Genomic DNA, 24319 nt, shown 5'->3' on the forward strand with positions numbered 1-24319 from the left:
AAGCCAAGGTAGCTAGCAATGTCCGCCACCGGAAAACCGAGATCTGTCGACCGCCGCCGTTTCCTCACGGATACGGCGCGGATGGCGGGCGGGTGCGCGGTGGCGGGCACGCTGCTTGCCTATCTGGCACGCGATGCGCGTGCCTTGCCTGCTGAAGCGCTTCGGCCACCTGGAGCCCTGCCTGAATCTGACTTTCTGTCTGCCTGTATCCGCTGCGGCCTGTGTGTGCGCGACTGCCCTTATGACACACTGAAACTCGCGGAACTGGGTGAAGACGGACCGGCCACAGGCACTCCCTATTTCACTGCGCGCACGGTTCCTTGCGAAATGTGCGACGACATTCCGTGTGTCGAAGCGTGCCCGACGGGAGCCCTCGATCCCGGTCTGAAAAACATCGATGACGCTCGCATGGGAACAGCCGTGCTGGTGGATCAGGAAAACTGTCTGAACTTTCTGGGGCTTCGCTGCGATGTCTGCTATCGCGTTTGTCCGGTGATTGACGAAGCAATCACGCTGGAGCCGTCCCACAACACCCGTTCGGGTCACCACGCCATTTTCTCGCCGACCGTGCATGCCGACCATTGCACGGGGTGCGGCGTTTGCGAAAGGAGCTGCGTCCTGCCGGATGCGGCCATCAAGGTTCTGCCAACGCGCCTGGCGCGCGGCTCGTCTGCCGAGCACTATCTCAAGGGCTGGGAAGAGAAGGAGCGCAAGGGCGCGCCCGTTGTTGAAGGCATAATCGATCTGCCGGACAGAATGCCGGAGATACCTGGTACCAGCTCTGAAGTGCCGGCGTTTGAACCGGCCTTCAAACTTCCGGGAGGCGGCCAATGAGTGCCAAGACCAGACTTCCCGTTGGCCAGGAAGCCATTCAGCTCAAGGGATGGTTCAACGCTCATCGATTCCTGTTGTTGCGTCGCCTGTCACAGGCGTTTTTTCTGCTGCTTTTTCTGCTGGGGCCCTGGTTCGGCATCTGGTGGGTCGTCGGTACGCTTGCCGGCTCCCGCACATTTGAAGTGTTGCCGCTGACGGACCCGCTTGTTCTGGCACAGAGCATTGTTGCCGGCCATTTGCCCGAAGTCACCGCTCTTGTCGGGGCTGTCATTGTACTGGCGGTCTACGCGTTGATCGGCGGCAGGGTCTATTGTTCCTGGGTCTGTCCGATCAATCCGATCACCGATGCTGCCCATTGGCTGCATGAGCGTCTCGGTTTGCAGAAAGGCTGGCAGCCAAAGCGCACGACCCGTTTCTGGATCCTTGGAACCGTACTTCTGGTCAGTGCGATAACCGGCACGGTCGCCTGGGAGTTGATCAACCCCATCACGATGCTGCATCGCGGACTGATATTCGGGATGGGCTTTGTCTGGGCGCTTGTCGTTGCAATATTCCTCTTTGACCTCGTGGTGTCGCGGCGCGGCTGGTGCAGCCATATTTGCCCGGTCGGCGCATTCTACAGTCTCGTTGGGACAAAGAGCGTCTTGCGTGTCAGCGCCGTGAATCGCGTTGATTGCGATGACTGCATGGATTGCTATGCGGTCTGCCCCGAGAACCATGTGATTTCGCCGGCCCTGAAAGGCAAGGACGGAGAAACACCCCTGATTTTGTCACCGGACTGCACCAACTGCGGACGCTGCATTGACGTCTGTTCGGTCGACGTTTTCGCCTTTACCCACCGCTATGACAATCGAGCCAAAAAAACCGTCTCCACGGCGGTGGATGCGGCAACTGAACAGGCCGCTTGAACGGAGCATCGGAGAATAGACATGAAAATGCCGGTCCTTTTGGGAATTTCCGCCATCGCGATCACGACAGTCCTGGCCGGCTTCGCGATCGCCCAGTCGTCTGGCAGTGTCCAGAGTTTGCGGGGTGCCGAGTTGGAAGATACCCGGGCCGTCGACGGCGTTCACAAACAGATCGAAGGGCGCATGCCACGCAATTATCGCCAGCAGCCGCCTTTGATCCCGCATTCCATCTCCCAGTACCAGATGGACAAGCGCACCAACCAGTGCCTCAGTTGTCATGACTGGGCGGTTGCCGGTGAGCGCGGAGCGCCAACCCTGTCCATGACCCATTATCTCGACCGGGAAGGCAACCAGCTGGACACCGTTGCCGGAACCCGTTGGTTCTGCAACCAGTGCCACGTTCCGCAGGCCAATGCCCCTGAACTTGTCGGAAATGACTTTCAATCCTCTAGCACGTCGCGCTGACAAGGGAACGGGAGATAAGAGATCATGAAAGATCCCAACGACAAACCGAAGCGTGGCCTGATTGGCAGGCTATGGAACGGATTCTGGAGCCCGGTATCGGCCTTCAGCGTAGGGTTCATCGTCATTGCCGGGTTTCTCGGCGGTGTCCTGTTCTGGGGTGCATTCAACTGGAGCATGGAGCTGACAAACACAGAGGAGTTCTGTGTTTCCTGCCACACGATGGAAACCAACCTTGGCGAATATCGCGAGACCATCCACTACAACAACCATTCGGGTGTGCGTGCGATCTGTTCCGATTGCCACGTCCCGCACGAATGGCAGCACAAGGTCAAGGCCAAGATCATCGCGGTGAAAGACGTCTATCACGAGATCATGGGCACAATCAGTACGCCTGAAAAGTACGAAGCTCATCGGCTTGAGATGGCATCGCTGGTCTGGCGGAAAATGAAAGCTTCCGACAGCCGGGAGTGTCGCAATTGCCATTCGTTCGAATATATGGACTTCACAATCCAGGAAAACCGGGCGGCAGCCGAACACCAGCGGGCCATCGATGAAAACATGACCTGCATCGACTGTCACCAGGGCATCGCACACGCGCTGCCACCGGGGCACCTGGAGGAATACAAGCGCATCGTTGATGAGATTCAGGCTGAAAAAGCGCCTTTGTCTCCGAAGACCGACGATGTTGCAGCGATTCAGTCCTATGTCGGCAAACTGTCCAAGTAAAACGCTTTGAGCGCCAATTCCAACGGTTGGCGCTCTCAACTGCTCAGAGAAAGAAAAGGCTAAAGTATGCTTGGCATTCTCGATCTACTCGGAACCATTGGGGGCAACATACTCAGCCTGCCCGGTATCCTGGGCCTGGCGCTTGGGATGATGACACGGAACTGGCTGGTTGCCGCGGTAATGGGCGGGCTCGTCGGTGTTTTTGAAACCGTTGTTTTTGCGGGCTTCCATGCTTCTGAAATTGGTTATTTCGACCTTGCAATCGCAGTTCTGGTCGGTGTTCTGGCCGGCAGCCTTGGCTGTGCCATCCGGCACCGGGGCGCGACGGCCTGAGTTTACCGGCCGGTATTTTCTCGAAAAGGATCCAGACAGGCTGCTGACAAAAAAGACTTCTCCGCATGCGCCGGGTGGACGATGACGTTCCAGCGGGCTACATGCGGGAGAAGCAATCAGCTGCACAGGACCAAAGAGAATTTCCATGAAACTGTATCGGTTCATCACCGGCGTCGACGACAGCGAGTTCTGTCACCGTGTTACTCAGGCCCTCAACAAGGGCTGGCAACTTCAAGGGTCCCCGTCACTTACCTACGATGCGACGCGCGGCGCCACCATTTGCGGTCAGGCCGTCACCAAAGACGTCGAGGGTGAGACCTATTCGCGGGATATGAAACTCGGCGACTACTGACCCATTGAGTTTGCGGAGCTTCGGCGGCAAGCCCGGTTGCTGCCGCCGAATATTCGGGTGTTAAAAAAACGGGGCAGTGCAGCCTACATCAAGTTTTCCACGATCACGGCAATTCCCTGACCTCCGCCGATGCACATGGTGGCTGCTCCAAGGCTTTCTTCGCGCCGACGCAGTTCGTAGATCAACTTGGTCATGATAATCGCGCCCGTTGCACCGATGGGATGACCGAGTGCCACGGCGCCTCCGTTCGGATTGACATTCTCCGACGGCAACCCCAGTTGATCGTTGACCGCACATGCTTGTGCCGCAAATGCCTCGTTTGATTCAACGACGGCAAGGTCATCCGCTTGGATGCCGGCCCGTGTCATGGCGATTTGCATCGCCGGTACCGGGCCAATACCCATGATGGCAGGATCAACCCCGGCAACTCCGTAGGACCGGATGCGCACAAGTGGAACCACGCCAAGCTCTTTGGCTTTTTCCGCCGACATCAAAATAAGCGCGGCGGCGCCGTCATTGAGGCCGGACGCGTTTCCTGCTGTAACCATGCCATCCTTCTTGAACACTGGACGCAGCTTGGCCATGTCTTCGGGTTTGGCGTCATTGCGGACGTGTTCATCGGTGTCAAACACCGTTTCCCGGCCGCGTCGGCCAACATTCAGCGGAACGATCTGATCCTTGAACCGACCTTCCTTGATGGCTTCACTGGCTCTGCGATGGCTTTCGAGAGCAAATGCATCCTGACGGTCACGATCGATGCCATACTTTTCGGCGACATTTTCTGCCGTTACACCCATGTGACCTATGCCGAACGGATCATGCAGAGCGCCTGTCATCATGTCGACGATCTGGGCATCTCCCATGCGCTGGCCGAAACGTGCGCCAGGCAACGAATATCCTGCTCTGCTCATGCTCTCTGCACCGCCCGCAAGCGTGACGTCGCCATCACCAAGTGTGATGGCTTGCACTGAAGAGACAATTGACTGCAAACCGCTGCCGCAGAGGCGATTCATGGTTAGAGCGGGCGCATGATCCGGCACACCTGCCTGACGGGACGCGACCCTGGCGATATACATGTCACGTGGCTCCGTGTGGATCACGTTGCCAAGAAATGCCTGGTCGATGGACCCCGCTTCAATCCCGGCACGCTCGATGGCCGCTTCGGCAACCTTGGTTGCAAGGTCGATGGGCGGTGTGTCCTTGAGCGAGCCGCCAAAACTCCCGACCGCCGTTCGGGCTGCGCTTGCGATTACAATCTCTTTCATCGATCCGACCTTGTTTCAAAAGACAATTATAAGCATGCCCTTCCTGGCGCTGGACTTCCAGTCGGCCAAAAGGGGAGCATGCTTGAAGCTGCTGGTCATCAGACCTTCAACAGGACGGATCCAGAGCGCTGCCCTGAGGCGACCATATCGTGAGCTCTGGCGCAGTCTGTCAGATCCAGTATTTCAGAGATCCGGAAGTTGAGAGCGTTACGTTCAAGCAAACCGGTCAGTTGTTGTGTTGCTATATCCCGCTCTTTTTTCGACAGAATGTAGATCAGCAACAGATCGATCGTCACGGCTTTGAACATCAACGGATAAAACGGCAGGGTCGGGGTCATGTTCTTTGCTGACCCGTAAGCTGCAATTGTGCCGCGTTCGGCGATGATACGGGTGTTGGTCTCAACATTCTGACCAAATTCTACTTCGACTATGCGGTCCACCGGAGCGCCGCCTGTTGCCTCCATGATCTGGTCCGCAAGCCGTTCATCGGTATAGTCGAACACATGTTCTGCGCCGGCTTGCCGCGCCGCTGCCAGAGCTTCGTCGCCTCTTGCCGTTGCCAGAACCCGGGCCCCGGAAGCTGCGGCAACCTGGATTGCCAGATGGCCGACCGTTCCAGCGCCACCGCTGACAAGGACTGTTCCGTCCGAGACAGGACCGCTGCCAAGCACTGCCTGAACCGCTGTCAGGCCTGGAATGCCAAGTGCGGCGCCAACTTCAAAGGAAACGTTTTCTGGGAGCGTGACAGCCTGGTCCTCAGGCAGTGAAACAAATTCTGCCGCCGTGCCGAAAGCACGTTGCCATTGGCCGTTCCAGATCCAGACCCGCTCGCCAATTCTTGATGGATCGACGCCTTCGCCAACGGCTTCAATTACACCCGCCCCGTCGCTATGCGGAATGATTTTTGGAAATGGCGGCTCGGTTACCCCGGGACGCGAGCCGGCGCGGGCTTTCACGTCGGATGGATTAACGCCGGATACGTGCACTCGGACCAGCACCTCGCCGCCCGAAGGCGTCGGATCCGGCAGGGTCTCCGGGCACAAAACATCTTCGGCAGAGCCGAACCGATCATATGTGATTGCGCGCATCGGGATCTCCAAACAAGGGCTTGAGTGTGCTTAGCCGCGTCCGACAAACGGCATCTTTGTCGCCATAACCGTCAGGCTCAGCACATTCGCATCGAGTGGCAGTCCGGCCATATAGACCACGGCATCCGCAATGTGTTGAGGATTGATTGTCGGTTCCGGGGCAATCTCGCCATTGGCCTGGGGCACGCCGCCCCCCATCCTTGACGTCATCTCGCTGGCGGCGTTGCCGATATCTATCTGGCCGCAGGCAATATCGTACGGACGTCCGTCCAAAGCGGATGACTTGGTCAGTCCGGTGATGGCGTGTTTCGTTGCCGTATAGGGCGCGGAGAAGGGGCGTGGCGTCGTCGCCGAAATCGATCCATTGTTTACAATACGACCCCCTTGCGGCTTCTGTGCCTTCATCAGCCGGAACGCTTCCTGCGTGCACAGGAACGCCCCGGTCAGATTGGCGCCGACCACGTTGTTCCATTCCTCAAAGGAGATGTCCTCAAGCGGCACTGCAGAATTTGAAATGCCGGCATTGTTGACAAGGAGATCAAGGCGGCCAAAGCGTGTGCCGATCGCCTCGAACAGAGCCTTTACCGCTGCAGGATCACCGATGTCTGCAGACATCGGAATTACGTCGCCGCCGGTTTCTGAAGTCAATGCAGCTGCTGTTTCTTCCAGGACGCCCAACCTGCGTCCGGCGATGACAACCCGCCATCCTGCAGATGCCAAACCGCGCGCTACGGCCTTGCCGACGCCGCTGCCGCCCCCGGTGACGAGTGCGATCCGGCCATCTATATCAAACCCGTTAGCGTTCATATCAGTTTGCCTTCCAATTCGTCTTCAATGTGGATGTGAATGATTTCGTCAAAACGCGTCTCGGCTTCAAATCCAAGCTCGAGAGCGCGTTGTGGTACAAAGTCTCGCGGCCAGCCGGAGACGATGCTTGCGATCCCCGCATCTGGCTCCCGGCGAATGAGGTTGACTGCCTTGTCACCGGCAACACGCCTCAAGGCGTCAATCTGGTCGCCGACACGAGCGGAAAGGCCCGGCATGGTGAGGTTGCGGCGAAGACCGACCTGCTCGGTATCAAGGCGAACGGCATGGACGAAGAAACCGACGGCGGCGCGTGGGCTTGCGAACCAATGCCGAACGCTGTCTTCAACAGGCAAGACGGCTTCCTGACCTGCCAGCGGCTCGCGGACAATATTGGAGAAGAAACCGGAGGCCGCTTTGTTCGGTTTTCCGGGACGCACACAGATGGTTGGCAGCCGCAGGCCGATACCGTCAAAAATGCCTTTGCGCGTATAGTCAGAGATCAGCAGTTCTGCGATGGCCTTTTGCGTTCCGTAACTGGTGAGCGGTGTCAGATGAAATTCGTCGCCGATTTTCTCCGGGAAAGGTTCACCGTATACGGCGAGAGATGATGCGAAAACCAGTCTCGGACAATAGGGTTGACGCAAACCTTCCTTGCGGATCGCCTCAAAAAGAAAACGGCTGCCATCAAGGTTGATCATGTATCCTTTTTCGAAGTCAGCTTCAGCCTCGCCTGAGACGATCGCCGCGAGGTGAATGATCACATCAGGTCTGCCCGTATCCTGCTGGCCGGAGACCAGGCTTTCGGCAGCGCCGGGATCGGCCAGACTGAGTGTTCTCGTTGTTGTGACATCTTTCAGTGGTTCAGGAGCCAAGGGTTCAACGACATCGGCCAACGTCAGCCGATCGACGTCAAAACCAAAACAATCCGGTTCAGCTGCGAGCCGAGCCACAAGTTTCCGGCCGATCATGCCGGCAGCGCCGATTATCAAGAGATGCATGTGCAGAAATCCTCCGAGCTGGGTTTATGCACCGGGAGCGTGGCGGAGGGTAGAGATTTGTTCTCAGATCCTGTTTTGCGTCTGAACCGGCAAGCTTGGTTTTAGCAAAAATGGCGACCCAAGCCGGCAGATCTTCGGAAGGTTGCAGACGTCGTTTTGGCACATTCGGGTCCGCTCAGAGTGACACAGGCAAAACGGGTCCTATGAGCTGTCTCGATTAAATTTAGCAACTTATATTATAGCGGCCAGTACTTTCTAAATATTCTATTAGCTCTACTACGGGAACTTAAAATTGCTTTATGCGTATTTATGACAATAAAAACATAAACGAGCGAAACGGTCACTTAACAACTTTGCCTTAGACTAAGGAATTAGCGTCGCTATACGCTATTTACTCTAGGGGGTAACACATGTTGTCGAAATCCAGGAAGTCTTTTGCTGCAGCTATGGCTGCAACTTGTCTGTTTGCATTTGGTTCTGCGAATGCGGAAGACGGTGTCAGTGACGCCAAAATTCTGTTCGGCCAGGCGGCCGCTCTTGAAGGTCCGGCCGGCGCGCTGGGTACCGGAATGAAACTCGGCATCGAAGCCGCTTTTGCCGAGGCAAATGCAGCCGGTGGCGTTCATGGCCGTATGGTTGAACTTGTCAGCATGGATGACGGCTATGAGCCGGATCGTTCGATTGCCGCCGTCAACAAGCTCATCAACGACAACAAGGTGTTCAGCCTGATCGGTCCGGTCGGCACACCAACTTCCAAGGCGACCCAGCCGATTGCTACGGCTGCCAAGGTTCCGTTTGTTGGTCCGTTCACCGGAGCCGGCTTCCTGCGTGATCCGGCGCATGGCAACATTGTAAATGTGCGTGCGACCTATGGTGCCGAAACAGAAGCCTGGATTGAGCATCTCAACGGTGCGCTGGGCCTCGACAAGATTGCGATTCTTTATCAGGACGATGGTTTTGGCCGCGTCGGTCTCGCCGGCGTGCAGGCAGCTCTTGAAAAGCGCGGCCTGGAACTGGTTGCCGAAGGCACATACCAGCGCAACACAACAGCTGTGAAATCTGCGCTTCTTGAAATCCGCAAAGCCAAGCCGCAGGCGGTCGTCATGGTTGGCGCCTACAAGCCGATTGCCGAATTCATCAAGCTGGCCAAGAAGGTCAAGCTCGACGCTGAATTCGTCAATATTTCGTTCGTGGGTTCCAAGGCTCTTTCCGCAGAGCTGGGCGATGCCGGTGAAGGTGTCATCATTTCTCAGGTTGTTCCGTTCCCGTGGGATGTGACTGTACCGCTGGTGAAAGAATACCAGGCTGCCCTGAAGGCAAAGGACGCTTCCGCTGAGCCGGGTTTCGTTTCCCTTGAAGGCTACATTGTCGGCCGTTTGGCTGTCATGGGTCTTGAGAAAGCCGGCAAGGACGTCACCCGCGAAGGTTTCCTTGATGCTTTCTGGTCCACAGGTGCATTCGATCTGGGCGGTGTAACGCTTACATTCGGAGCCGATGACAACCAGGGCATGGACGATGTGTTCCTGACAACGATCCAGAAAGACGGCAGCTTCGCACCTATCGACAAGCCTGCCAGCTAAGCAAACACATCTGCTGGCCTGACCTGTTCAGGCCAGCGGATTTAACGTGTCGTTCCGGTTTCGGGCGTGACGACAGATGCGTGTTTTTTGGGGACTGTGGGTGCCATGCTTGGGTTTCGGGGATTGAATTTTGGTGGGTCGAATGAAAAGTCGATCTTTAATTTGAGAATTCGCGGGAAGCTTTTTACCGCATTTGCCGGACTTGTTCTTTTGACGGCAACCGCAATCGGGATCGGTCTGTTCTCGTTTCAAAGGGTGGAGAGCGGCTTTGCTGAACTTTCCGAACAGCGCCTGCCTTCCATTGAAAATGCAGCTCAACTTGCACTGACAAGCACGGAAGTCGCCACCGCGGCGGCCGCCGTTGCCAACAGCGTCACGCTTCAGTCCCAGGAAGTTTCCTTTCAGGCACTCGAAAAGTCCGTATCGGTCATCGAAGGTATCGAGGCCAAGTTCGTAAAATCCGATGCCAACCGGACAATCGTCGACGAACTGTTTTCCCAAAGCCAGACCTTCCAGCAGACTTTGGGTGTTCTGGACCTTGCAACCAAGGAAAAGATCGCGGCAAGAGATGCAAAAGATGCGCGCATGGCGGCACTTTTCAAAGCCTATGACGGTGTCCACAATGCGATCACACCCATTGTGGACGATGCTTATTTCACCGTGGTTCTGGGCGGTGAAGATGCCGCAGAACAAAGCAAATCCCTGGTCAACAGCCTTGCCAATGACGAGATGGGTAAGCTGAGACTCTATTTGGAACTCCGTGCTGAAGTGAACCTGCTTGTCGGACTGGCTGAAACAGTTGCGTTTGTCGACGACAAGGCTCTTATGACGGTGTTTGAAGACAAGATCATCGCAACGAAGGCGAAGATCGATCAATATCAGAGTGAATTGAGCGCTTTGGATTTGAGCACCGGCGCTGACGACGAACTCGATCAGCTCCGGACACTGGCTGCAACCACGCTAGAGAAACGCGGCTCGAATTCCCTCAGCATTGGTCAGCAAAAGGCGACATTGAACGAAGCCATCGGACTGCAAAAAGCCATTGATGATGCGCTCATCATGCAGATTGACGATCAGCTCTTCACCCTGACCATCGACACCGAGACAGCGGTTGAGGAAAATTCGGCCATCATCTCCGATCTCCTGAACAATCAGGTCGGTCAGTTGAAAAGCACGCTGGAAGCGCAGGCTTTCGCCAACAAATTCGTCGCGACCCTGGTTCAAGGTGGCTTGACCGACGACCCGGCAATGCTGGTTCCCATTCAGGAAAAAGTGACCGCAGACGCCAAGCACATGCGCGACGGCTTTGAGGGCCTGAACTCCGAGGAAATCAAGGCCCAGCTGAATGAACTGCTCGCCTATGGTGATCCTGAGAACGGCCTCCTGAGAGATCACCTCGAAGAGCTGAAGAGCACAGCGGAATCGAATGCTCAGGTCAACGAGATGTTCTATGCGGTGGAGCGGATTGGACGTTCAGTTGCATCCCTCATCGAAATGGAAATTGCAGCAGTCGACGTTGCGGCCACGCGCATCAACAAGCTTTTTGAAAACGGCTCCATGGCTCTGATTGCCGTTGGTCTGGCAAGCCTGGTGATTGCCGGTGCCATCGGTGTCTTTGTTGTCGACCGAGGCATGGTTCGTCCGCTTCTGGGGCTCGTCGATGCCACGCGTGCACTCGCAGACGGTCAACTCGACGTCGCGGTTGCCGGAACGGCCCGCCGCGATGAAATCGGTGACTTGGCGCAGGCGATGGAAGTCTTCAAGGAGAATGCGGTCGAACGCAACAATCTTGAAGCCGTTGCAAGGTCCGAACAGGATGCGCAGCAGGACCGCCAGAATACCATCGAGCATCTGATTACGGATTTCCGCAATGAAATCGAAGCCGTGCTCAGCACTGTTACCGGCAATATGGAGCAGATGCAGTCGACTGCGCAGGTTCTGAACCAGATCTCAACTGAGACAACGACGCAGGCCTCCGAAGCGGAAAGCAGCTCTGCTGCAGCGTCTGAAAACGTCGGATCGGTTGCTGCTGCGACCGAGCAGCTTGCCGGTTCGATTGCGGAAATCGGCGAGCAGGTTGCCCGGGCAACCGAGATCGTTACAGGTGCATCGGCAAGTGCCCGGACAACGACCAGTAAGGTTTCTGAACTGGCAGAAGCTGCGAGCCGGATCGGCGAAGTCGTGACCCTGATCCGCGCGATCGCCGAACAAACCAACCTGCTGGCGCTCAATGCGACCATCGAGGCTGCAAGGGCCGGCGAGTCAGGCAAGGGCTTTGCGGTTGTTGCCGCAGAGGTCAAGGAACTCGCCACTCAGACGTCGAATGCTACGGAAGAGATTGCCACGCAGATCGAGGCAATCCAAAGTGCGACGACGGAGAGTGTGACAGCAATCCAGGAAATCCGGGATACGATGGAGCAGGCGGACGAGACAACTTCGGCCATTGCTGCAGCTGTTGAAGAACAGGATGCTTCGACGTCCATGATCTCACAGAATGTGCGCGAAGCGGCTGAGGGAACTCAGGGCGTTGCGGACAGTATCTCTGGTGTCATGAATGCCGTTGCTGAGGCAGCGCAGTCCGCAGGGCAGGTGGAGGCAGCCTCAAACGAGGTGGCTGATCATGCAAGCCGGCTGAAGGTCGTTGTCGACGACTTCCTTGCCAGAGTGGCTGCCGCCTGAAGCGGGGTCGAAACAGAACGGCTTTGGCCTTTCGTTTTAAGGCCTTGTATTACCTGCTAAAAACACGAGAAGGCGGACATCCTGTGTCCGCCTTCTTCATTGACATCGCTTATTTGGATGGTCTGCCGTTTGCCTGTCCGGGTGATGCCGCAGTGGTTTCCAATGCCAGTTTGCGCTTCTTGGCAAAGGCTTCGCGGCGCTCACGTTCCTCGCCGATGCGGAAGGACATCTCGACAAAATCGAGGTGATCGCGGGCGGCAGCTTCGGCTTCACCTGGGTCTCCCGACATCACGGCATCGGCAATGCGAATATGTTGTTGCAGAAGCGAGTCGCCAGAGCCATCGACTGTGCGCAAATAGCGGCGATTGTAGAAGACGCCGCGCTGCGTGAGATCATAGATAGACCGCATCATGTGGATCAGCATGGCATTGTGGCTGGCATTCACGATTGCGGTGTGCAGGCGAACATCCGCCTGCTCCGAAGTGTCCAGGTCACCGGCTTCGTGCGCCTGTTTCAACTCTTCGATGATTTCGGCGATTGCTGCCTTGTCAGACGGCGTGCTGCGCTCAGCCGCCAAGCGTGTGGCAAAGGCTTCCTGTTCCTTGCGATATTCAAGATAGTCATAAAAGGCCATGCCGTGTCGCGCATATAGGTCAATGAGCGCGGGTGTCATGGCCTGTCCGGAAAGTTGGGCAACGAAGGTGCCCTCGCCATGGCGGACATGAAGCAGTCCCAGCTCCTCCAGCCGCTTAAGCGCATCGCGAACCTTGGGGCGTGAGACATCGAACTTTTCCGACAATTCCCGTTCCGAGGGCAGCCGCGCACCTTCGGGAAGGATGCCCTGGACGATCAGGTTTTCAATCTGGTTCGCAACCAGGTCGACCACTGACTCTGCAGCTATCGGCTCGAACAGACTGTTGAGATCATTCATGCGGCACCTCCGTCAGTAGAGGTAATATTGGTTTACCTCAGTGGCAAGTGTTTTTCCTGATGTAGCCAGAAAACCCAACAAGATTCAGCTTCTTACCTATCGGAACGACCGTTTCATTGGCGCAGCACCTACGCAGAGGTAAATAAAATTGTTGACTGATTTAGTGGATAATTTTATTTACCTCTGTGTCTTAGTTGCGGGACAGCTGTCTGAATAGCGCTGCCCCGGTCTTGTGGAGGAGTTACGATGACCAAATTTTTGACCGGCCTTGTTCTGGCCGCCGGCCTTGCCGCCCAGCCCGCCATTGCCGCTGACAAGCTGCTTTTGAAAGTGCCGGTTGCGTTTTCGACCGAACTGCCGAGCCTCGGCACGCCGATCCCGCGAGTTGCCGAAGAAGTTGAGATCATGTCCGGTGGAACGCTGCGCATGAAAGTCTATGAGCCGGGCAAACTGGTGCCGGCCTTTGAAATCCTGGATGCGGTGTCCTCGGGCAAAATCAATGCGGGTTACACCACTGCGGGCTACTGGGCAGGGAAGATCCCTGCAGCACCGCTTTTCTCGGCAATTCCGTTTGGTCCTGAAGCGGGCGAATACATGGCCTGGATCTACTACGGCAATGGCCTGGATCTCTATCAGCGCATGTATGACGAGGCCGGTTACAACGTTAAAGTACTGCCGTGCGCCGTCATTGCTCCGGAAACATCCGGCTGGTTTTCAAAGGAAATCAATTCCGCAGAAGACCTCAAAGGCCTGAAAATGCGTTTCTTCGGCCTTGGTGGCAAAGTGATGGAGAAACTCGGCGTTGCGACCTCGCTTCTTCCCGGAGGTGAAATTTTCCCGGCACTTGAGAAAGGTGCAATCGATGCAACCGAGTTTTCCATGCCGGCCATCGACCAGCGCCTCGGCTTCCACAAAGTGGCCAAGTACAACTACTTCCCTGGCTGGCATCAGCAGGCCACTGTCTTTGAACTTCTGATCAACAAAGACGTCTGGAACGAGGCTTCCGAACAGCACCAGCACATTCTGGCAGAGGCCTGCAAGGCGTCCATGGCCGACAGCTTTGCAGAAGGTGAAGCCCTGCAGTTCGATGCTCTGAAGCGCAACGTGGAAGAGAACGGCGTTGAAATCCGCAAGTGGAGCCCAGAAATGCTGCAGACTTTCCGGGATACCTGGGAAGAGGTCGCGGCTGAAGAAAGTGCCAACAACGAGTACTTCGCTGAAGTTTATGCGGACCTTAGCCAGTTCCGTTCGAACTACGACCTTTGGGAAAAGAACGCGTTCTTGCCGCGCTTCTGATCCGGCAATCGCCGTGCCCGGCTTGCCGGGCACGGCCCAGTATTTTTCAGCCAATTGAGTTCCTGGCGCAACGAGGAGCGCCCACGGGTGAGCTGCGGCCGGCTTGAGGAGGAGTTGTGCAATGAGCACGAATGTCAATTACCAGGGCGATCTCGCCGAGACCTATGAGGCGGTAACCGAACACGAGGATCAGGATCGTTTTGGTCTTGCCGTGGCGATCGACAACCTTGTGAAAGTCACCGGCCACGTCGTCATGTTGGCGAACCTCGCCTTGATTGCAGCCATTGTCGCCCAGGTTGTCCTGCGCTACGCCTTCAATCTGAATTTTCCCAAACTCGACGAATTGCAATGGCACTTCTATGGCCTTGTGACCATGATCGGTGTCTCATATGCTTTGACGACCGATAGTCATGTTCGGGTTGACCTTCTGCATATGCAGTTGTCACGCCGCGCGCAACGCATCGTTGAAATTCTGGGAATTCTGTTTCTGCTCGCGCCCTTTATCTGGCTGATGGTCGACCAGGGGTTCGACTACTTCGTTGAAAGCTACCGCGTCAACGAACGGTCGTCCTCCGCCACCGGTCTCGCCTATCGCTGGGCGTTCAAAGCCATTATTCCCATCAGTTTCGTACTTTTGGGTATCGCTGCGCTTGCGCGCCTTCTGCACGACGTTCACGCGATTTTCGTTGCCGATGCAAGCGAACGGCAAGGCGGCGGCTTCACGCGCCTTTTGGTGTTGATCGGAATTTTTGCCCTCATCACGGCCGGTTTGTCGACGCTGGTTGAGACGACTGAAGAAATGCTCGTCATTGCCATGTTCATGAGCTTTGTCGGGTTGTTGTTCACCGGATTTCCGGTTGCCTGGACCCTGGCGGGAACCGGCATGATTTTCTGCGGCCTCGCCTATCAGTTCGACATGGGCAACATGGCCTGGACCGGACTTGAGGACACCTTCACCGGTCTTGATTACCTGACCCTCGGCGCTGTCGTGAACCGTGTTTACGCTGTCATGTCGAATGCGGTGCTGGTGGCACTGCCGATGTTTATCTTCATGGGCCTGATGCTCGATGAAAGCGGTGTTGCCGAGCGTTTGATGACTTCGATGACCCGTCTCTTTGGAACCGTGCGCGGAGGACTTGCCATCACCGTGACGCTGATCGGCATTATTCTGGCCGCATCAACCGGTATCGTAGGCGCTTCAGTGGTCCTCCTCGGTGTCCTGTCCCTTCCGGCCATGATGCAACATCGGTATTCAAAAACCCTTTCAACCGGCGTTGTTGCTGCATCCGGCACGCTGGGTATTCTGATCCCGCCCTCAATCATGCTTGTCATCATGGCGGACCAGATGGCGCTTTCGGTTGGCGACCTCTTCATGGCGGCAGCAATTCCCGGAATGCTGCTCGGCGCGATCTACCTGCTCTATATTTTCGGTCTTGCTCTGCTCAATCCGAAAGCTGCCCCGGCTCCCGACGATGCGCGCTCACCCGACTGGGCGGCGATCAAGGATATCTTTGTCGCACTTATCCCGCCGCTGGCATTGATCTTTGCCGTGCTCGGTTCAATATTCGCAGGTATCTGCACACCTACCGAAGCGTCCGGTATCGGGGCCATCGGAGCGACGCTCCTTGCGCTTGCCTACCGCAAGCTAACCTTTACCAAAACCTGGAACGTGCTCAAGGCAACGTTCAACACCACCGCCTACATTTTTGCGATCTTCCTCGGTGCGACTGTGTTTTCCTTTGTGCTGCGGGAACTTGGCGGTGATGAGCTAATTGAAAGCATGGTTTCTTCAACGGGTCTCGGCCCGAGCGGCACCGTGATCTTCATTCTCTGCATCGTGTTCCTGCTGGGCTTTGTACTCGACTGGATCGAAATCACGCTGATCGTGCTGCCGCTCATGCGTCCGATCGTCAATGGATTGGGCCTGGACATTCCAGGGTTCGGCGCGATGGATGAGCCTGCTCTCGTTTGGTTCGTGATCCTGGTCGCTGTAACGCTGCAAACCTCGTTCCTGACGCCACCGGTCGGATTCTCACTCTTCTACCTGAAGGGAGTTTGCCCGGAGGGGATCAAGCTGACCGATATCTATAAAGGGATCATACCTTTCGTTCTGTTGCAGCTCTTCGGCCTGGCTTTGGTCTTCATTTGGCCCGCGCTCGCGACGTGGTTGCCGTCGGTCGCATACTGACAAAAAAGCAGGCACGACAACTGCGGCACCAAGTATGCCGAAGGACGCGATATCGACCCTCTAAGTGCGGCCAAAAGAGATTATGGCCGCACTTAATCAAGCGCTTTATTCGACCAATGGTCTTAATTCGGGAAACGGGAAGATGCCAAGAGACGAGAACCACGGCCACCAACCCTTCGGTGCCCAGCAGGCCACCGATGCCTCGTTCGCTGACGCGCTGATTGAGATCGTGGGTGCGCAATTCGTGCGGACCGGCCCCATCGACACAAAGCGATTTCGAAAGGGATTTCGTTCAGGGCAGGGCGAAGCCGAAATTGTTGTTATCCCAGGCACACTTCTTGAAATGTGGCGTGTGTTGCAGGTCTGCGTGGCGGCTGACCGGATTGTCATCATGCAAGCAGCCAATACAGGTTTGACCGAGGGTTCAACACCGAAGGGTGCCTATGACCGCAATGTCGTGATCATGAATACGTTGCGCCTCGACAAGATCCATGTGCTTAAGGACGGGCACCAGATCGTCAGTCATCCAGGTGGCACACTCTACAAATTGGAAAAGCTGCTCAAGCCGTTTGGCAGAGAGCCTCATTCGACCATCGGTTCATCCAATATCGGCGCATCGATCGTCGGGGGCGTTTGCAACAATTCCGGCGGCGCTCTGACACAGCGCGGCCCGGCTTACACGGAGCTTGCTCTTTACGCACAAGTGGACGGCAATGGAGTGTTGCGCCTTGTAAACCACCTGGGAATGGAGCTGGGCGATACACCGGAAGAGATCCTGGACCGGCTTGAGAAGGGCCTGTTCACCGAAGCGGACGTGAAGGATGGAGTGGGTCGCGCGTCGGATGAGGATTACATCGCCAAAGTCCGTGATGTCACAGCCTCAACGCCTTCACGTTACAACGCAGATCCGGACAGGTTGTTCGAGGTCTCGGGTTCGGCCGGAAAGCTGGCGGTTTTTGCAGTAAGACTCGATTCCTATCCGGCCATTGAGGAGGAACGCGTCTACTACATCGGTACAAACAGCCCGGCGGACCTGGAGGTCTTGCGTCGACGCATCTTGACCGATTGCGATGAGTTGCCGATCTGCGGCGAATACATGCACCGAACGCTTTTTGACGTTGCACGCCGATACGGCAAAGACACGCTGATGATGATCCACTGGTTCGGTACGGATCGGCTGCCAATGTTCTTCTCGATCAAGGGTGCTCTGGACGCACGGTTGAACAAAGTGCCGTTCTTGCCGCGCAATCTGGTTGATCGCACGATGCAACTGTTGAGCCACCTGATCCCCGAACCACTTCCGAAACGGCTGCTGACATGGCGCGAGCGTTACGAACATCATCTTATTTTGAAAGTTGGGACGCAAATGGCTGAAGCCATCGAAGCGATCCTGACAGAAACACTGGGCAAGGATGCCTGGTTTGCCTGCACCGAAGCCGAAGCCAAAAAAGCGATGCTGCATCGCTTCGCGGCAGCAGGTGCCGGCGTAAGGTACCATGCTGTGCACGCAGCCGAGGTCGAAGATGTCATAGCTCTCGACATCGCTTTGGCACGAAACGATGAAGACTGGTTCGAAGCGCTTCCGGAAGAAATCGAAAAAGACCTTGTCTCAAAGCTCTATTATGGCCACTTCTTTTGCCATGTTTTTCATCAGGACTACGTGGTGCGCAAAGGTGCTGATCCAAAACGGGTCAAGCAGAAAATGTTGTCGCTTTTAGACCGGCGGGGTGCTGAATATCCTGCAGAACACAACGTTGGCCACCTTTACATGGCAAAGCCTGCCTTGGCCGCCCACTATCAGACGCTTGATCCGACAAACAGTTTCAATCCCGGGATCGGGAAAACGTCTCGCGAAAAGAACTATGGATCCGGCGGACAAACCTGCGGTGCCGCTGCAGAGTAGGTTGCAGGACAAGAGGGTGGCGAGAGGCTGGGGCTGTTATTCGTATTAGAACCTAAGCATTGCCTCAAAAACCTTTCGATAGGTTGAGGTTGCCGCTTCGGCTTCCACACGGCCCTGCCGATAGAGATTGTTGAGACCGGGTGCTGCATTGACTTCAAGAACAATGGCGGCAGAATCGCGGCTGTGTTCGTTGGAAACAATGAGGTCGACGCCGGCAAAGCGAAGGTCAAGGGCTTTGGCAGCGCGCAAGGCAATGGAAACAAGCTCAGGCGCCAGGCCCTTGGTGACCAGACGCGCAGTCCCGCCGGAAGACAGATTGCACACAGGTAGAAGACTGATGGTTTGTCCTGTTTCCGGAACGTTGTCCAATCTCAAACCCTGCTGTGCCAGTTCGATTGCGATACGCTGATCGGTTCTGTCGAGCTTCGTTTGATCGTTGATCAGGTCCGACACGTTCCTGGTCCCATCACCGGTCACGATCGGTTTGAGGCGTTCGAACGCAAGCAGGACCTCGCCATCAAGAACGACTATCCGCAGGTCGGTTCCCGGCACGGCCTCTTGCACCAGCAATGCCGCGTGTCTTGTCGAAAGTGCTTGCAGGGCGGTCAACAGGTCCTTGCTTGTCACTGCTTTTAGGACGTCTCGACCTTCCTGACCTTCGTTTGGTTTGACGAACACCGGATAGCCGGTCTTGTCCGTGAACTGGTGAACATCCGCTGACAATTCCGCGACAGTGCCAATGCCGTCAGAGGGAACAAAGTGACTTGCCGGTGTGGCAAGCCCTGCAAGTTCCAGGAACCGGTTTGTATAGGCCTTGTCTTTTGCAATTTCGGCTGCGCCATAGCCGTTGAGGTCGAAGCGACAACCTTTGAAGAACCGTTTCTCTCCCGACGGACCTTCGACCAATCCGGCATGTCCATAAGGATCTCCGGCTGTCAGTCGAAGTCCTTTTTCAGCGCAATACGCTTCCAGCAACTGAAAGACAATTGCCTGACCTGAGGAGCCGGCGGATGTTGCCGGTTTGTCGTCCAAGGAATCTTCCGCTGCGGCGGTCAGTTTTTGTCCTGGCGGGCGTTGGCCAGATAGTCGATCTTGAAGAGGTCGGGGTTGGTCGGTCCGTTGGAAACAACATTGTAAACCGCGACCGACGTGTCGTAGCCCTGTTGGTCGGTAACCGTCCATTGCTTCAGTGCAAAATCTTCCGCGTCGAAAATCAGCGTCAATGTGCCCGAGTTGAACTTGGTCTTGTCGAAGATGGTCACGGTAACAAGGTCTTCTTCCACCAGAACATTGGTGACATTGGTGTCACGCTGCAGATCGATGCTGTCTGACAACAGGAACCGCAGCGGCGTTTGGCCAAGTGGCCAGATGTCCTGGGTGTTCAATTTGCGGTCACGCACAGAGACAGATTTGCCGTCCGCAACAATGTCCAGAACGGAAGGTTTGTTGTAATAAAACCGTACCTTGCCGGGTCGCGCCATGTAGAACTTGCCGTCGGATTGGCTGCCATCGGGGCCGAACTGGATAAAGTCTCCATGCATCGTCTTCACGGCATTGAAGTAGGTGTTCAGTTCCTGAAGGGTCGTTTTTTCCTTCTCGCTCAGGGCTTGAGCGGGCAAAAGGGCCGTCACCGTGAGAGCGCCTGCCAGAGCCACGCGTACCAGCGGTTTGACAAAGCGATGGGCGAAACGGGTCAGCATGATTTTCAATCCTAATCGTTTGTGCCGTGACACTCGGACCAGTAGCTAGGGTCAGTGTGTGGCAAAGCTTTGGCGTTTGGCAATCAAAACTCGTCTTCTACGCCATTTTGTACCAGAATTTCGCGTTTTCCGGCATGGTTGGCGGCGCTGATCACACCTTCTTGTTCCATGCGTTCAATCAAAGATGCTGCCCGATTGTAGCCGATTGACAGACGTCGCTGAATGTAGGAAGTCGACGCTTTCTTGTCTCGCAGGACAATGGCGACTGCCTTGTCATAGAGCTCGTTGCCCTCTCCGCCGCCCGCAAGACCGCCACCACCGTCATAAGGGCCGTCGCTGGCTTCCTCCTCTTCCGTGACAGCTTCCAGATATTGAGGAGTGCCCTGAACTTTCAGATGTTTCACAATATCTTCGACTTCATCATCGGAAACAAACGGGCCGTGGACACGCTGAATGCGGCCACCGCCAGCCATGAACAGCATGTCGCCCATGCCAAGCAGCTGTTCTGCGCCCATTTCACCCAGGATCGTGCGGCTGTCGATCTTGGATGTGACCTGGAACGAAATCCGGGTCGGGAAGTTGGCCTTGATCGTGCCGGTAATGACGTCAACAGACGGTCTCTGGGTCGCCATGATCAGGTGAATGCCGGCGGCTCGGGCCATCTGGGCAAGGCGCTGAATCGCACCCTCGATGTCTTTGCCCGCAACCATCATGAGGTCGGCCATCTCGTCCACGACGACGACGATGTAAGGCATCGCCTCGAGCGGCAGTTCCTCTTCCTCGTAGATCGGTTGCCCGGTTTCGCGGTCAAACCCGGTTTGAACTGTGCGCGTAAAGCTTTCGCCTTTTTCCAACGCCTGCTTGATGCGGGTGTTGTAGCCGTCAATGTTCCTGACGCCCATTTTGGACATCTTCTTGTAACGGTCCTCCATTTCCCGGACGGTCCACTTCAGGGCGACAACGGCCTTGTTCGGATCGGTGACAACCGGCGTCAGCAAATGCGGGATGCCGTCATAGATGGACAGCTCCAGCATCTTTGGGTCGATCATGATCATTTTGCACTGGTCCGGCGTCAGTCGGTAAAGCAGTGACAGGATCATGGTGTTGATGGAGACCGACTTACCGGAACCTGTGGTACCGGCCACAAGCAAGTGAGGCATGCGCGCCAAATCGGCTACAACGCTTTCGCCGTTGATTGTCTTGCCAAGCGCAAGCGCCAGTTTCGATTTGGACTTTTCAAAGTCCTGCGCGGCCAGAAGTTCGCGCAGATATACGGTTTCACGTCGGGCATTTGGAAGCTCGATGCCGATCGCGTTCTTGCCGGGAATGACGGCCACACGCGCCGAGATTGCGCTCATCGAACGAGCGATGTCATCGGCAAGTCCAATCACGCGGGACGATTTGATGCCAGGGGCCGGTTCCAGTTCGTAGAGTGTGACGACCGGACCAGGGCGAACCTCGATGATTTCACCGCGCACACCAAAATCTTCCAGGACACCTTCAAGGATGCGCGCATTTTGTTCCAATGCATCCGCTGAAAGTCCCGGAACTTTGCCGCCGGCTTTGGGTTCTTCAAGCAGGCGCAACGGTGGCAGTTCGTATTCTTCCGGCGCTCCGAGGAAGGACGGCTGAGCTTCGTCAATCGCACGCTTGCTCTGCTTTGGACGAGGCGCGGGTGGAATGACCCGGCCTGCCTGAGCTGCTGCCTGTGCGGACTGACCTGGTTGCTGCGAAGGTGCTGGTGCCTGTTCCGGCGCAGCGATGCCGACGGGAACGGCCGGACGTCCGGTAACGGGGCCCTTGTCGATCAGAAGGTCGTCGGGTTCAAAACTCTCGCCCTCGTCTTCGAAGGGCGGTTCCTGATAGGGGTCGTCATGGTCGAAATCGTCGCCACCGCGACCGCGGCCGTAAAACTCGTCGAGGCCGTCGTCGTCCTGCGGCATGAGACGACCCTTGAGGGCGCGTTTGAAAACGCTCAGGCGACCACCGCGATGGTCCTCTTCCGCCTCATATTCGATGTCTTCCTCGTCTTCGTCCCAGTCCTCGTCATCCGGTTCAGGGCGTGACCGTTTAAGTCCCGTCAGGCGGCGGAGATGCGCGCCGGTCGACATGCGCCAATGCTCCACCTGCCCGACAAAGGCGGTTGCCATCATGCCAAGGCGGGATTCACCTTCATCGTCATCAAGACCCAATTCGTCTTCAATGGCGCGGCCATGGCCAGCTGGCGCTGCCACCGGCTCGACGCGTTCTTTTGGCTGACCGATTGAACCGAGCCACCCGGCAGCGGCCAGCAGGAACAATATCGCCGGAACACCAAGGCCAAGTCCGCCGACAATCGTGGCCGCACCGCTGGTCATGTTTCCGGTGATCAGGGCCGGGAAGCTATGGACGGTGTCACCGAGGAAGCCGCCCAAACCAGTGGGGAGCGGCCAGCTTTCAGGAACCGGAAGTGCCGCAAGAGCACCAGCGGCCAGGCCTGAACCAATGACCCAATACAAGAGCCGCCTTCTGCCGATACCGAGTTCGTGGCCTGTCATCAATCGCCAGCCCCACAGGACGAGCGGAATCAGGAAAACGGCAGTGGCCAGGCCGATGGTCTGCATCAGGATGTCAGAGATAACAGCGCCCGGTGCTCCGAGAGCATTGCGGACGGGTCCTTCGGTCGCATGGTTCAGGCTTGGATCGGCGACCGACCAGGTTGCAAGGCTTGCCGCCAGCATGGCTGCAAGTGCAATGATGCCAAGGCCGGACGCACCCACGAGATTGCGTCTAAGGAAGCGCTTGAGCGGGCTTTCCGTATCCAGCAGGTCTGCCGCTGTCCGGCGGCTGTTTCCGCGAACTGCACCGGCCCGTCTCATGACTTGTCTCCCAACCAATTTGCAAATCGTTCAAGGGCGATTTCGGTCTGTTCCAGCGGTGCTGTCAGCCCCACACGAATGTAATGACGTCCCGGATTGCTGCCGTCCGATTGATCTGAGGCGAGATAGCTGCCGGGTACGACTTTCACGCCGATATCGGTCCAAAGGGATCGGGTCACGGCAACACCGTCTCCCCACCTGGACACGTCGAGCCACAGGAAGAACCCGGCTTCAGGCGTGACCTTGCCAAGGATTGGGCCCAGATGACGTTCGGCAGCTTTGAACTTTTCGTTGTAGAGCCGCCGGTTTTCGGCGACATGCGCCTCGTCCTGGTAGGCTCTCACGGCAACGGCCTGCGCAGGCAATGGTACCTGGGGCGCGGCGAGGCCCCGGAATTTCGACCATTTTTCAAGGAAAACCGGATCACCGGCGGCAAAACCGCAGCGCAGACCCGCCAAATTCGAGCGTTTGGACAATGAATTCAACACAATGATGTTGGCAAAGTCGGTGCCCATAGCCTTCGCGGCTTCCAGAATACCCGGAGGCGGTGTCTCCCGGTATATTTCCGAATAGCACTCGTCCGCGAAGATAAAGAACCGGTGCTTGCGTGCCATTCCGATCAACCGCTGCCAATAGGCAATATCAGCGACAAAGCCTTCCGGATTGGTGGGCGAGGCAACATAAAATGCGACCGTCCTGTCGAGCAACTCTGTGTCCAGACTGTCGAGATCAGGCAGAAAATTGTTGCCGGGAACTGCGTCAAGCAAAACGGCTTCCCCGTCTGCGACGTGGGCAGCAGCAGCATACGTTTGATAAAACGGGTTGGGCAGGATAACCGCGGGATGGTCGAGGCCCTTGTCCAGCTGGTCCCGCGCCGCAATTGCGCCAAAGGACAAACCTTCGCGCGAACCGTTCAGCGGCAGGACACCGTTTTCAGCGTCTACCATGCCATCAAGCGAATAGCGCTTGTCGAGCCATGTAGCGATGGCCTGGCGGAATTCCGGCGATCCCTTGATCGGCGGATATCTCCGAAAACCGGCGAGATTCTTGGACAGGACTTCACCGGTAAAATCGGGAATCGCATGCTGTGGCTCACCAATGGTCATGATGATTGGGTCAAGACCAGGTGTCTCACCGTCCAGCAGTTCGGCAAGGCGTTGAAACGGATTGGAGCTCGGCAGGCATGCTCCGCGCTGATAGGCAATTTGGCTGGCAGTCATCGAGGATCCGCAGTCGTTACGCATAACTTTGAGACGACCCTATCGCCCACATGGTAAAGCTCTTATTAACCAAGCAGGCCGTCTTGTGATTTTCAGCCATGATTTGAGCTGAGGTGATCGCTTTTTCAGAGTTGCTCCCATAGAGACGGCTTGCAGGTGGTCCGACTTGTTTCGCTGATCGGGCTGGC

The 24319-nt window shown here is 56.4% G+C and carries 20 protein-coding genes; 11 read left to right on the forward strand and 9 right to left on the reverse strand.

What is annotated here, in order from left to right; translation table 11 throughout:
- Window positions 1–18: 18 nt before the first annotated feature.
- From napG to K1718_RS02710, 6 genes are all read left to right on the forward strand, one after another.
- Entirely contained in the window at window positions 19–834 is an 816-nt protein-coding gene (gene napG / locus K1718_RS02685) for a ferredoxin-type protein NapG (protein ID WP_152499285.1), read from the forward strand.
- On the forward strand, window positions 831–1742 hold the full coding sequence (gene napH / locus K1718_RS02690; protein WP_152499286.1) for a quinol dehydrogenase ferredoxin subunit NapH: 912 nt from the start codon (window positions 831–833) through the stop codon (window positions 1740–1742). Before napG ends, napH begins: the two co-directional genes overlap by 4 nt.
- Window positions 1743–1763: 21 nt before the next feature.
- On the forward strand, window positions 1764–2207 hold the full coding sequence (locus K1718_RS02695; RefSeq protein ID WP_265679835.1) for a nitrate reductase cytochrome c-type subunit: 444 nt from the start codon (window positions 1764–1766) through the stop codon (window positions 2205–2207).
- 24 nt (window positions 2208–2231) lie between these two features.
- The gene (locus tag K1718_RS02700) at window positions 2232–2933 is read left to right on the forward strand and encodes a NapC/NirT family cytochrome c (protein WP_152499288.1); all 702 of its coding nucleotides are present in this window, start codon (window positions 2232–2234) and stop codon (window positions 2931–2933) included.
- 66 nt (window positions 2934–2999) lie between these two features.
- On the forward strand, window positions 3000–3266 hold the full coding sequence (locus tag K1718_RS02705; RefSeq protein WP_209006781.1) for a hypothetical protein: 267 nt from the start codon (window positions 3000–3002) through the stop codon (window positions 3264–3266).
- A gap of 145 nt (window positions 3267–3411) precedes the next feature.
- A complete protein-coding gene (locus K1718_RS02710; protein WP_152499289.1) occupies window positions 3412–3618 on the forward strand; it encodes a DUF1737 domain-containing protein in 207 nt (68 codons plus the stop codon).
- Between the two features lie 83 nt (window positions 3619–3701).
- Here the strand turns inward: K1718_RS02710 and bktB are convergent, their stop codons facing one another.
- From bktB to denD, 4 genes are all read right to left on the reverse strand, one after another.
- On the reverse strand, window positions 3702–4883 hold the full coding sequence (gene bktB / locus K1718_RS02715) for a beta-ketothiolase BktB (RefSeq protein WP_265679834.1): 1182 nt from the start codon (window positions 4881–4883) through the stop codon (window positions 3702–3704).
- A gap of 98 nt (window positions 4884–4981) precedes the next feature.
- Complete coding sequence (locus K1718_RS02720) at window positions 4982–5971, reverse strand: NADPH:quinone reductase (RefSeq protein ID WP_265679833.1); 990 nt, start codon at window positions 5969–5971, stop codon at window positions 4982–4984.
- Between the two features lie 30 nt (window positions 5972–6001).
- Window positions 6002–6778, reverse strand: a complete 777-nt coding sequence (locus tag K1718_RS02725; protein ID WP_265679832.1) for an SDR family oxidoreductase — start codon at window positions 6776–6778, stop codon at window positions 6002–6004.
- Entirely contained in the window at window positions 6775–7776 is a 1002-nt protein-coding gene (gene denD / locus K1718_RS02730) for a D-erythronate dehydrogenase (RefSeq protein ID WP_265679831.1), read from the reverse strand. Before denD ends, K1718_RS02725 begins: the two co-directional genes overlap by 4 nt.
- Before the next feature lie 410 nt (window positions 7777–8186).
- Between denD and K1718_RS02735 the strand changes: the two genes are divergently transcribed.
- A complete protein-coding gene (locus K1718_RS02735) occupies window positions 8187–9356 on the forward strand; it encodes an ABC transporter substrate-binding protein (protein WP_247649326.1) in 1170 nt (389 codons plus the stop codon).
- A gap of 105 nt (window positions 9357–9461) precedes the next feature.
- Window positions 9462–12035 (forward strand): methyl-accepting chemotaxis protein, encoded by a 2574-nt coding sequence (locus K1718_RS02740; protein WP_152499294.1) that lies wholly within the window; start codon window positions 9462–9464, stop codon window positions 12033–12035.
- Window positions 12036–12144: 109 nt separating this feature from the next.
- On the opposite strand, the gene K1718_RS02745 is transcribed toward K1718_RS02740, so the two are convergent.
- Window positions 12145–12966, reverse strand: a complete 822-nt coding sequence (locus K1718_RS02745) for a FadR/GntR family transcriptional regulator (protein ID WP_152499295.1) — start codon at window positions 12964–12966, stop codon at window positions 12145–12147.
- Window positions 12967–13212: 246 nt separating this feature from the next.
- Here K1718_RS02745 and K1718_RS02750 point away from each other — a divergent pair, with 246 nt between their 5' ends.
- From K1718_RS02750 to dld, 3 genes are all read left to right on the forward strand, one after another.
- Complete coding sequence (locus K1718_RS02750) at window positions 13213–14262, forward strand: TRAP transporter substrate-binding protein (protein ID WP_152499296.1); 1050 nt, start codon at window positions 13213–13215, stop codon at window positions 14260–14262.
- A 121-nt stretch (window positions 14263–14383) separates the two neighbouring features.
- Window positions 14384–16450: a TRAP transporter large permease subunit gene (locus tag K1718_RS02755; protein WP_265679830.1), complete on the forward strand. Its 2067-nt coding sequence runs from the start codon at window positions 14384–14386 to the stop codon at window positions 16448–16450.
- A gap of 82 nt (window positions 16451–16532) precedes the next feature.
- Window positions 16533–18353, forward strand: coding sequence for a D-lactate dehydrogenase (gene dld, locus K1718_RS02760; protein WP_265679829.1), 1821 nt, complete (start codon window positions 16533–16535; stop codon window positions 18351–18353).
- 45 nt (window positions 18354–18398) lie between these two features.
- On the opposite strand, the gene K1718_RS02765 is transcribed toward dld, so the two are convergent.
- The 4 genes from K1718_RS02765 to K1718_RS02780 all read right to left on the reverse strand — a co-directional run bounded on the left by K1718_RS02765 (window position 18399) and on the right by K1718_RS02780 (window position 24131).
- Window positions 18399–19385, reverse strand: coding sequence for an ATP-grasp domain-containing protein (locus K1718_RS02765; protein ID WP_265679828.1), 987 nt, complete (start codon window positions 19383–19385; stop codon window positions 18399–18401).
- A gap of 20 nt (window positions 19386–19405) precedes the next feature.
- Window positions 19406–20053, reverse strand: coding sequence for an outer-membrane lipoprotein carrier protein LolA (locus K1718_RS02770; protein WP_265679827.1), 648 nt, complete (start codon window positions 20051–20053; stop codon window positions 19406–19408).
- 83 nt (window positions 20054–20136) lie between these two features.
- A complete protein-coding gene (locus K1718_RS02775; RefSeq protein ID WP_265679826.1) occupies window positions 20137–22911 on the reverse strand; it encodes an FtsK/SpoIIIE family DNA translocase in 2775 nt (924 codons plus the stop codon).
- Complete coding sequence (locus tag K1718_RS02780) at window positions 22908–24131, reverse strand: aminotransferase class I/II-fold pyridoxal phosphate-dependent enzyme (RefSeq protein WP_152499302.1); 1224 nt, start codon at window positions 24129–24131, stop codon at window positions 22908–22910. Before K1718_RS02780 ends, K1718_RS02775 begins: the two co-directional genes overlap by 4 nt.
- Between the last annotated feature and the right edge of the window lie 188 nt (window positions 24132–24319).

The organism is Roseibium porphyridii (assembly GCF_026191725.2).
Classification (GTDB): domain Bacteria; phylum Pseudomonadota; class Alphaproteobacteria; order Rhizobiales; family Stappiaceae; genus Roseibium; species Roseibium porphyridii.

What these genes read in the sequence shown, in the direction of transcription:
- K1718_RS02700 (WP_152499288.1), top strand. Translation starts at nt 2,232, where the DNA reads ATGAAAGATCCCAACGACAAACCGAAGCGTGGCCTGATTGGCAGGCTA.
- K1718_RS02780 (WP_152499302.1), bottom strand. Translation starts at nt 24,131, where the DNA reads ATGACTGCCAGCCAAATTGCCTATCAGCGCGGAGCATGCCTGCCGAGC.
- napH (WP_152499286.1), top strand. Translation starts at nt 831, where the DNA reads ATGAGTGCCAAGACCAGACTTCCCGTTGGCCAGGAAGCCATTCAGCTC.
- K1718_RS02735 (WP_247649326.1), top strand. Translation starts at nt 8,187, where the DNA reads ATGTTGTCGAAATCCAGGAAGTCTTTTGCTGCAGCTATGGCTGCAACT.
- K1718_RS02710 (WP_152499289.1), top strand. Translation starts at nt 3,412, where the DNA reads ATGAAACTGTATCGGTTCATCACCGGCGTCGACGACAGCGAGTTCTGT.
- dld (WP_265679829.1), top strand. Translation starts at nt 16,533, where the DNA reads ATGGCCGCACTTAATCAAGCGCTTTATTCGACCAATGGTCTTAATTCG.
- K1718_RS02725 (WP_265679832.1), bottom strand. Translation starts at nt 6,778, where the DNA reads ATGAACGCTAACGGGTTTGATATAGATGGCCGGATCGCACTCGTCACC.
- K1718_RS02755 (WP_265679830.1), top strand. Translation starts at nt 14,384, where the DNA reads ATGAGCACGAATGTCAATTACCAGGGCGATCTCGCCGAGACCTATGAG.
- K1718_RS02770 (WP_265679827.1), bottom strand. Translation starts at nt 20,053, where the DNA reads ATGCTGACCCGTTTCGCCCATCGCTTTGTCAAACCGCTGGTACGCGTG.
- K1718_RS02745 (WP_152499295.1), bottom strand. Translation starts at nt 12,966, where the DNA reads ATGAATGATCTCAACAGTCTGTTCGAGCCGATAGCTGCAGAGTCAGTG.
- K1718_RS02775 (WP_265679826.1), bottom strand. Translation starts at nt 22,911, where the DNA reads ATGAGACGGGCCGGTGCAGTTCGCGGAAACAGCCGCCGGACAGCGGCA.
- K1718_RS02695 (WP_265679835.1), top strand. Translation starts at nt 1,764, where the DNA reads ATGAAAATGCCGGTCCTTTTGGGAATTTCCGCCATCGCGATCACGACA.
- bktB (WP_265679834.1), bottom strand. Translation starts at nt 4,883, where the DNA reads ATGAAAGAGATTGTAATCGCAAGCGCAGCCCGAACGGCGGTCGGGAGT.
- napG (WP_152499285.1), top strand. Translation starts at nt 19, where the DNA reads ATGTCCGCCACCGGAAAACCGAGATCTGTCGACCGCCGCCGTTTCCTC.
- K1718_RS02705 (WP_209006781.1), top strand. Translation starts at nt 3,000, where the DNA reads ATGCTTGGCATTCTCGATCTACTCGGAACCATTGGGGGCAACATACTC.
- K1718_RS02740 (WP_152499294.1), top strand. Translation starts at nt 9,462, where the DNA reads ATGCTTGGGTTTCGGGGATTGAATTTTGGTGGGTCGAATGAAAAGTCG.
- denD (WP_265679831.1), bottom strand. Translation starts at nt 7,776, where the DNA reads ATGCATCTCTTGATAATCGGCGCTGCCGGCATGATCGGCCGGAAACTT.
- K1718_RS02720 (WP_265679833.1), bottom strand. Translation starts at nt 5,971, where the DNA reads ATGCGCGCAATCACATATGATCGGTTCGGCTCTGCCGAAGATGTTTTG.
- K1718_RS02750 (WP_152499296.1), top strand. Translation starts at nt 13,213, where the DNA reads ATGACCAAATTTTTGACCGGCCTTGTTCTGGCCGCCGGCCTTGCCGCC.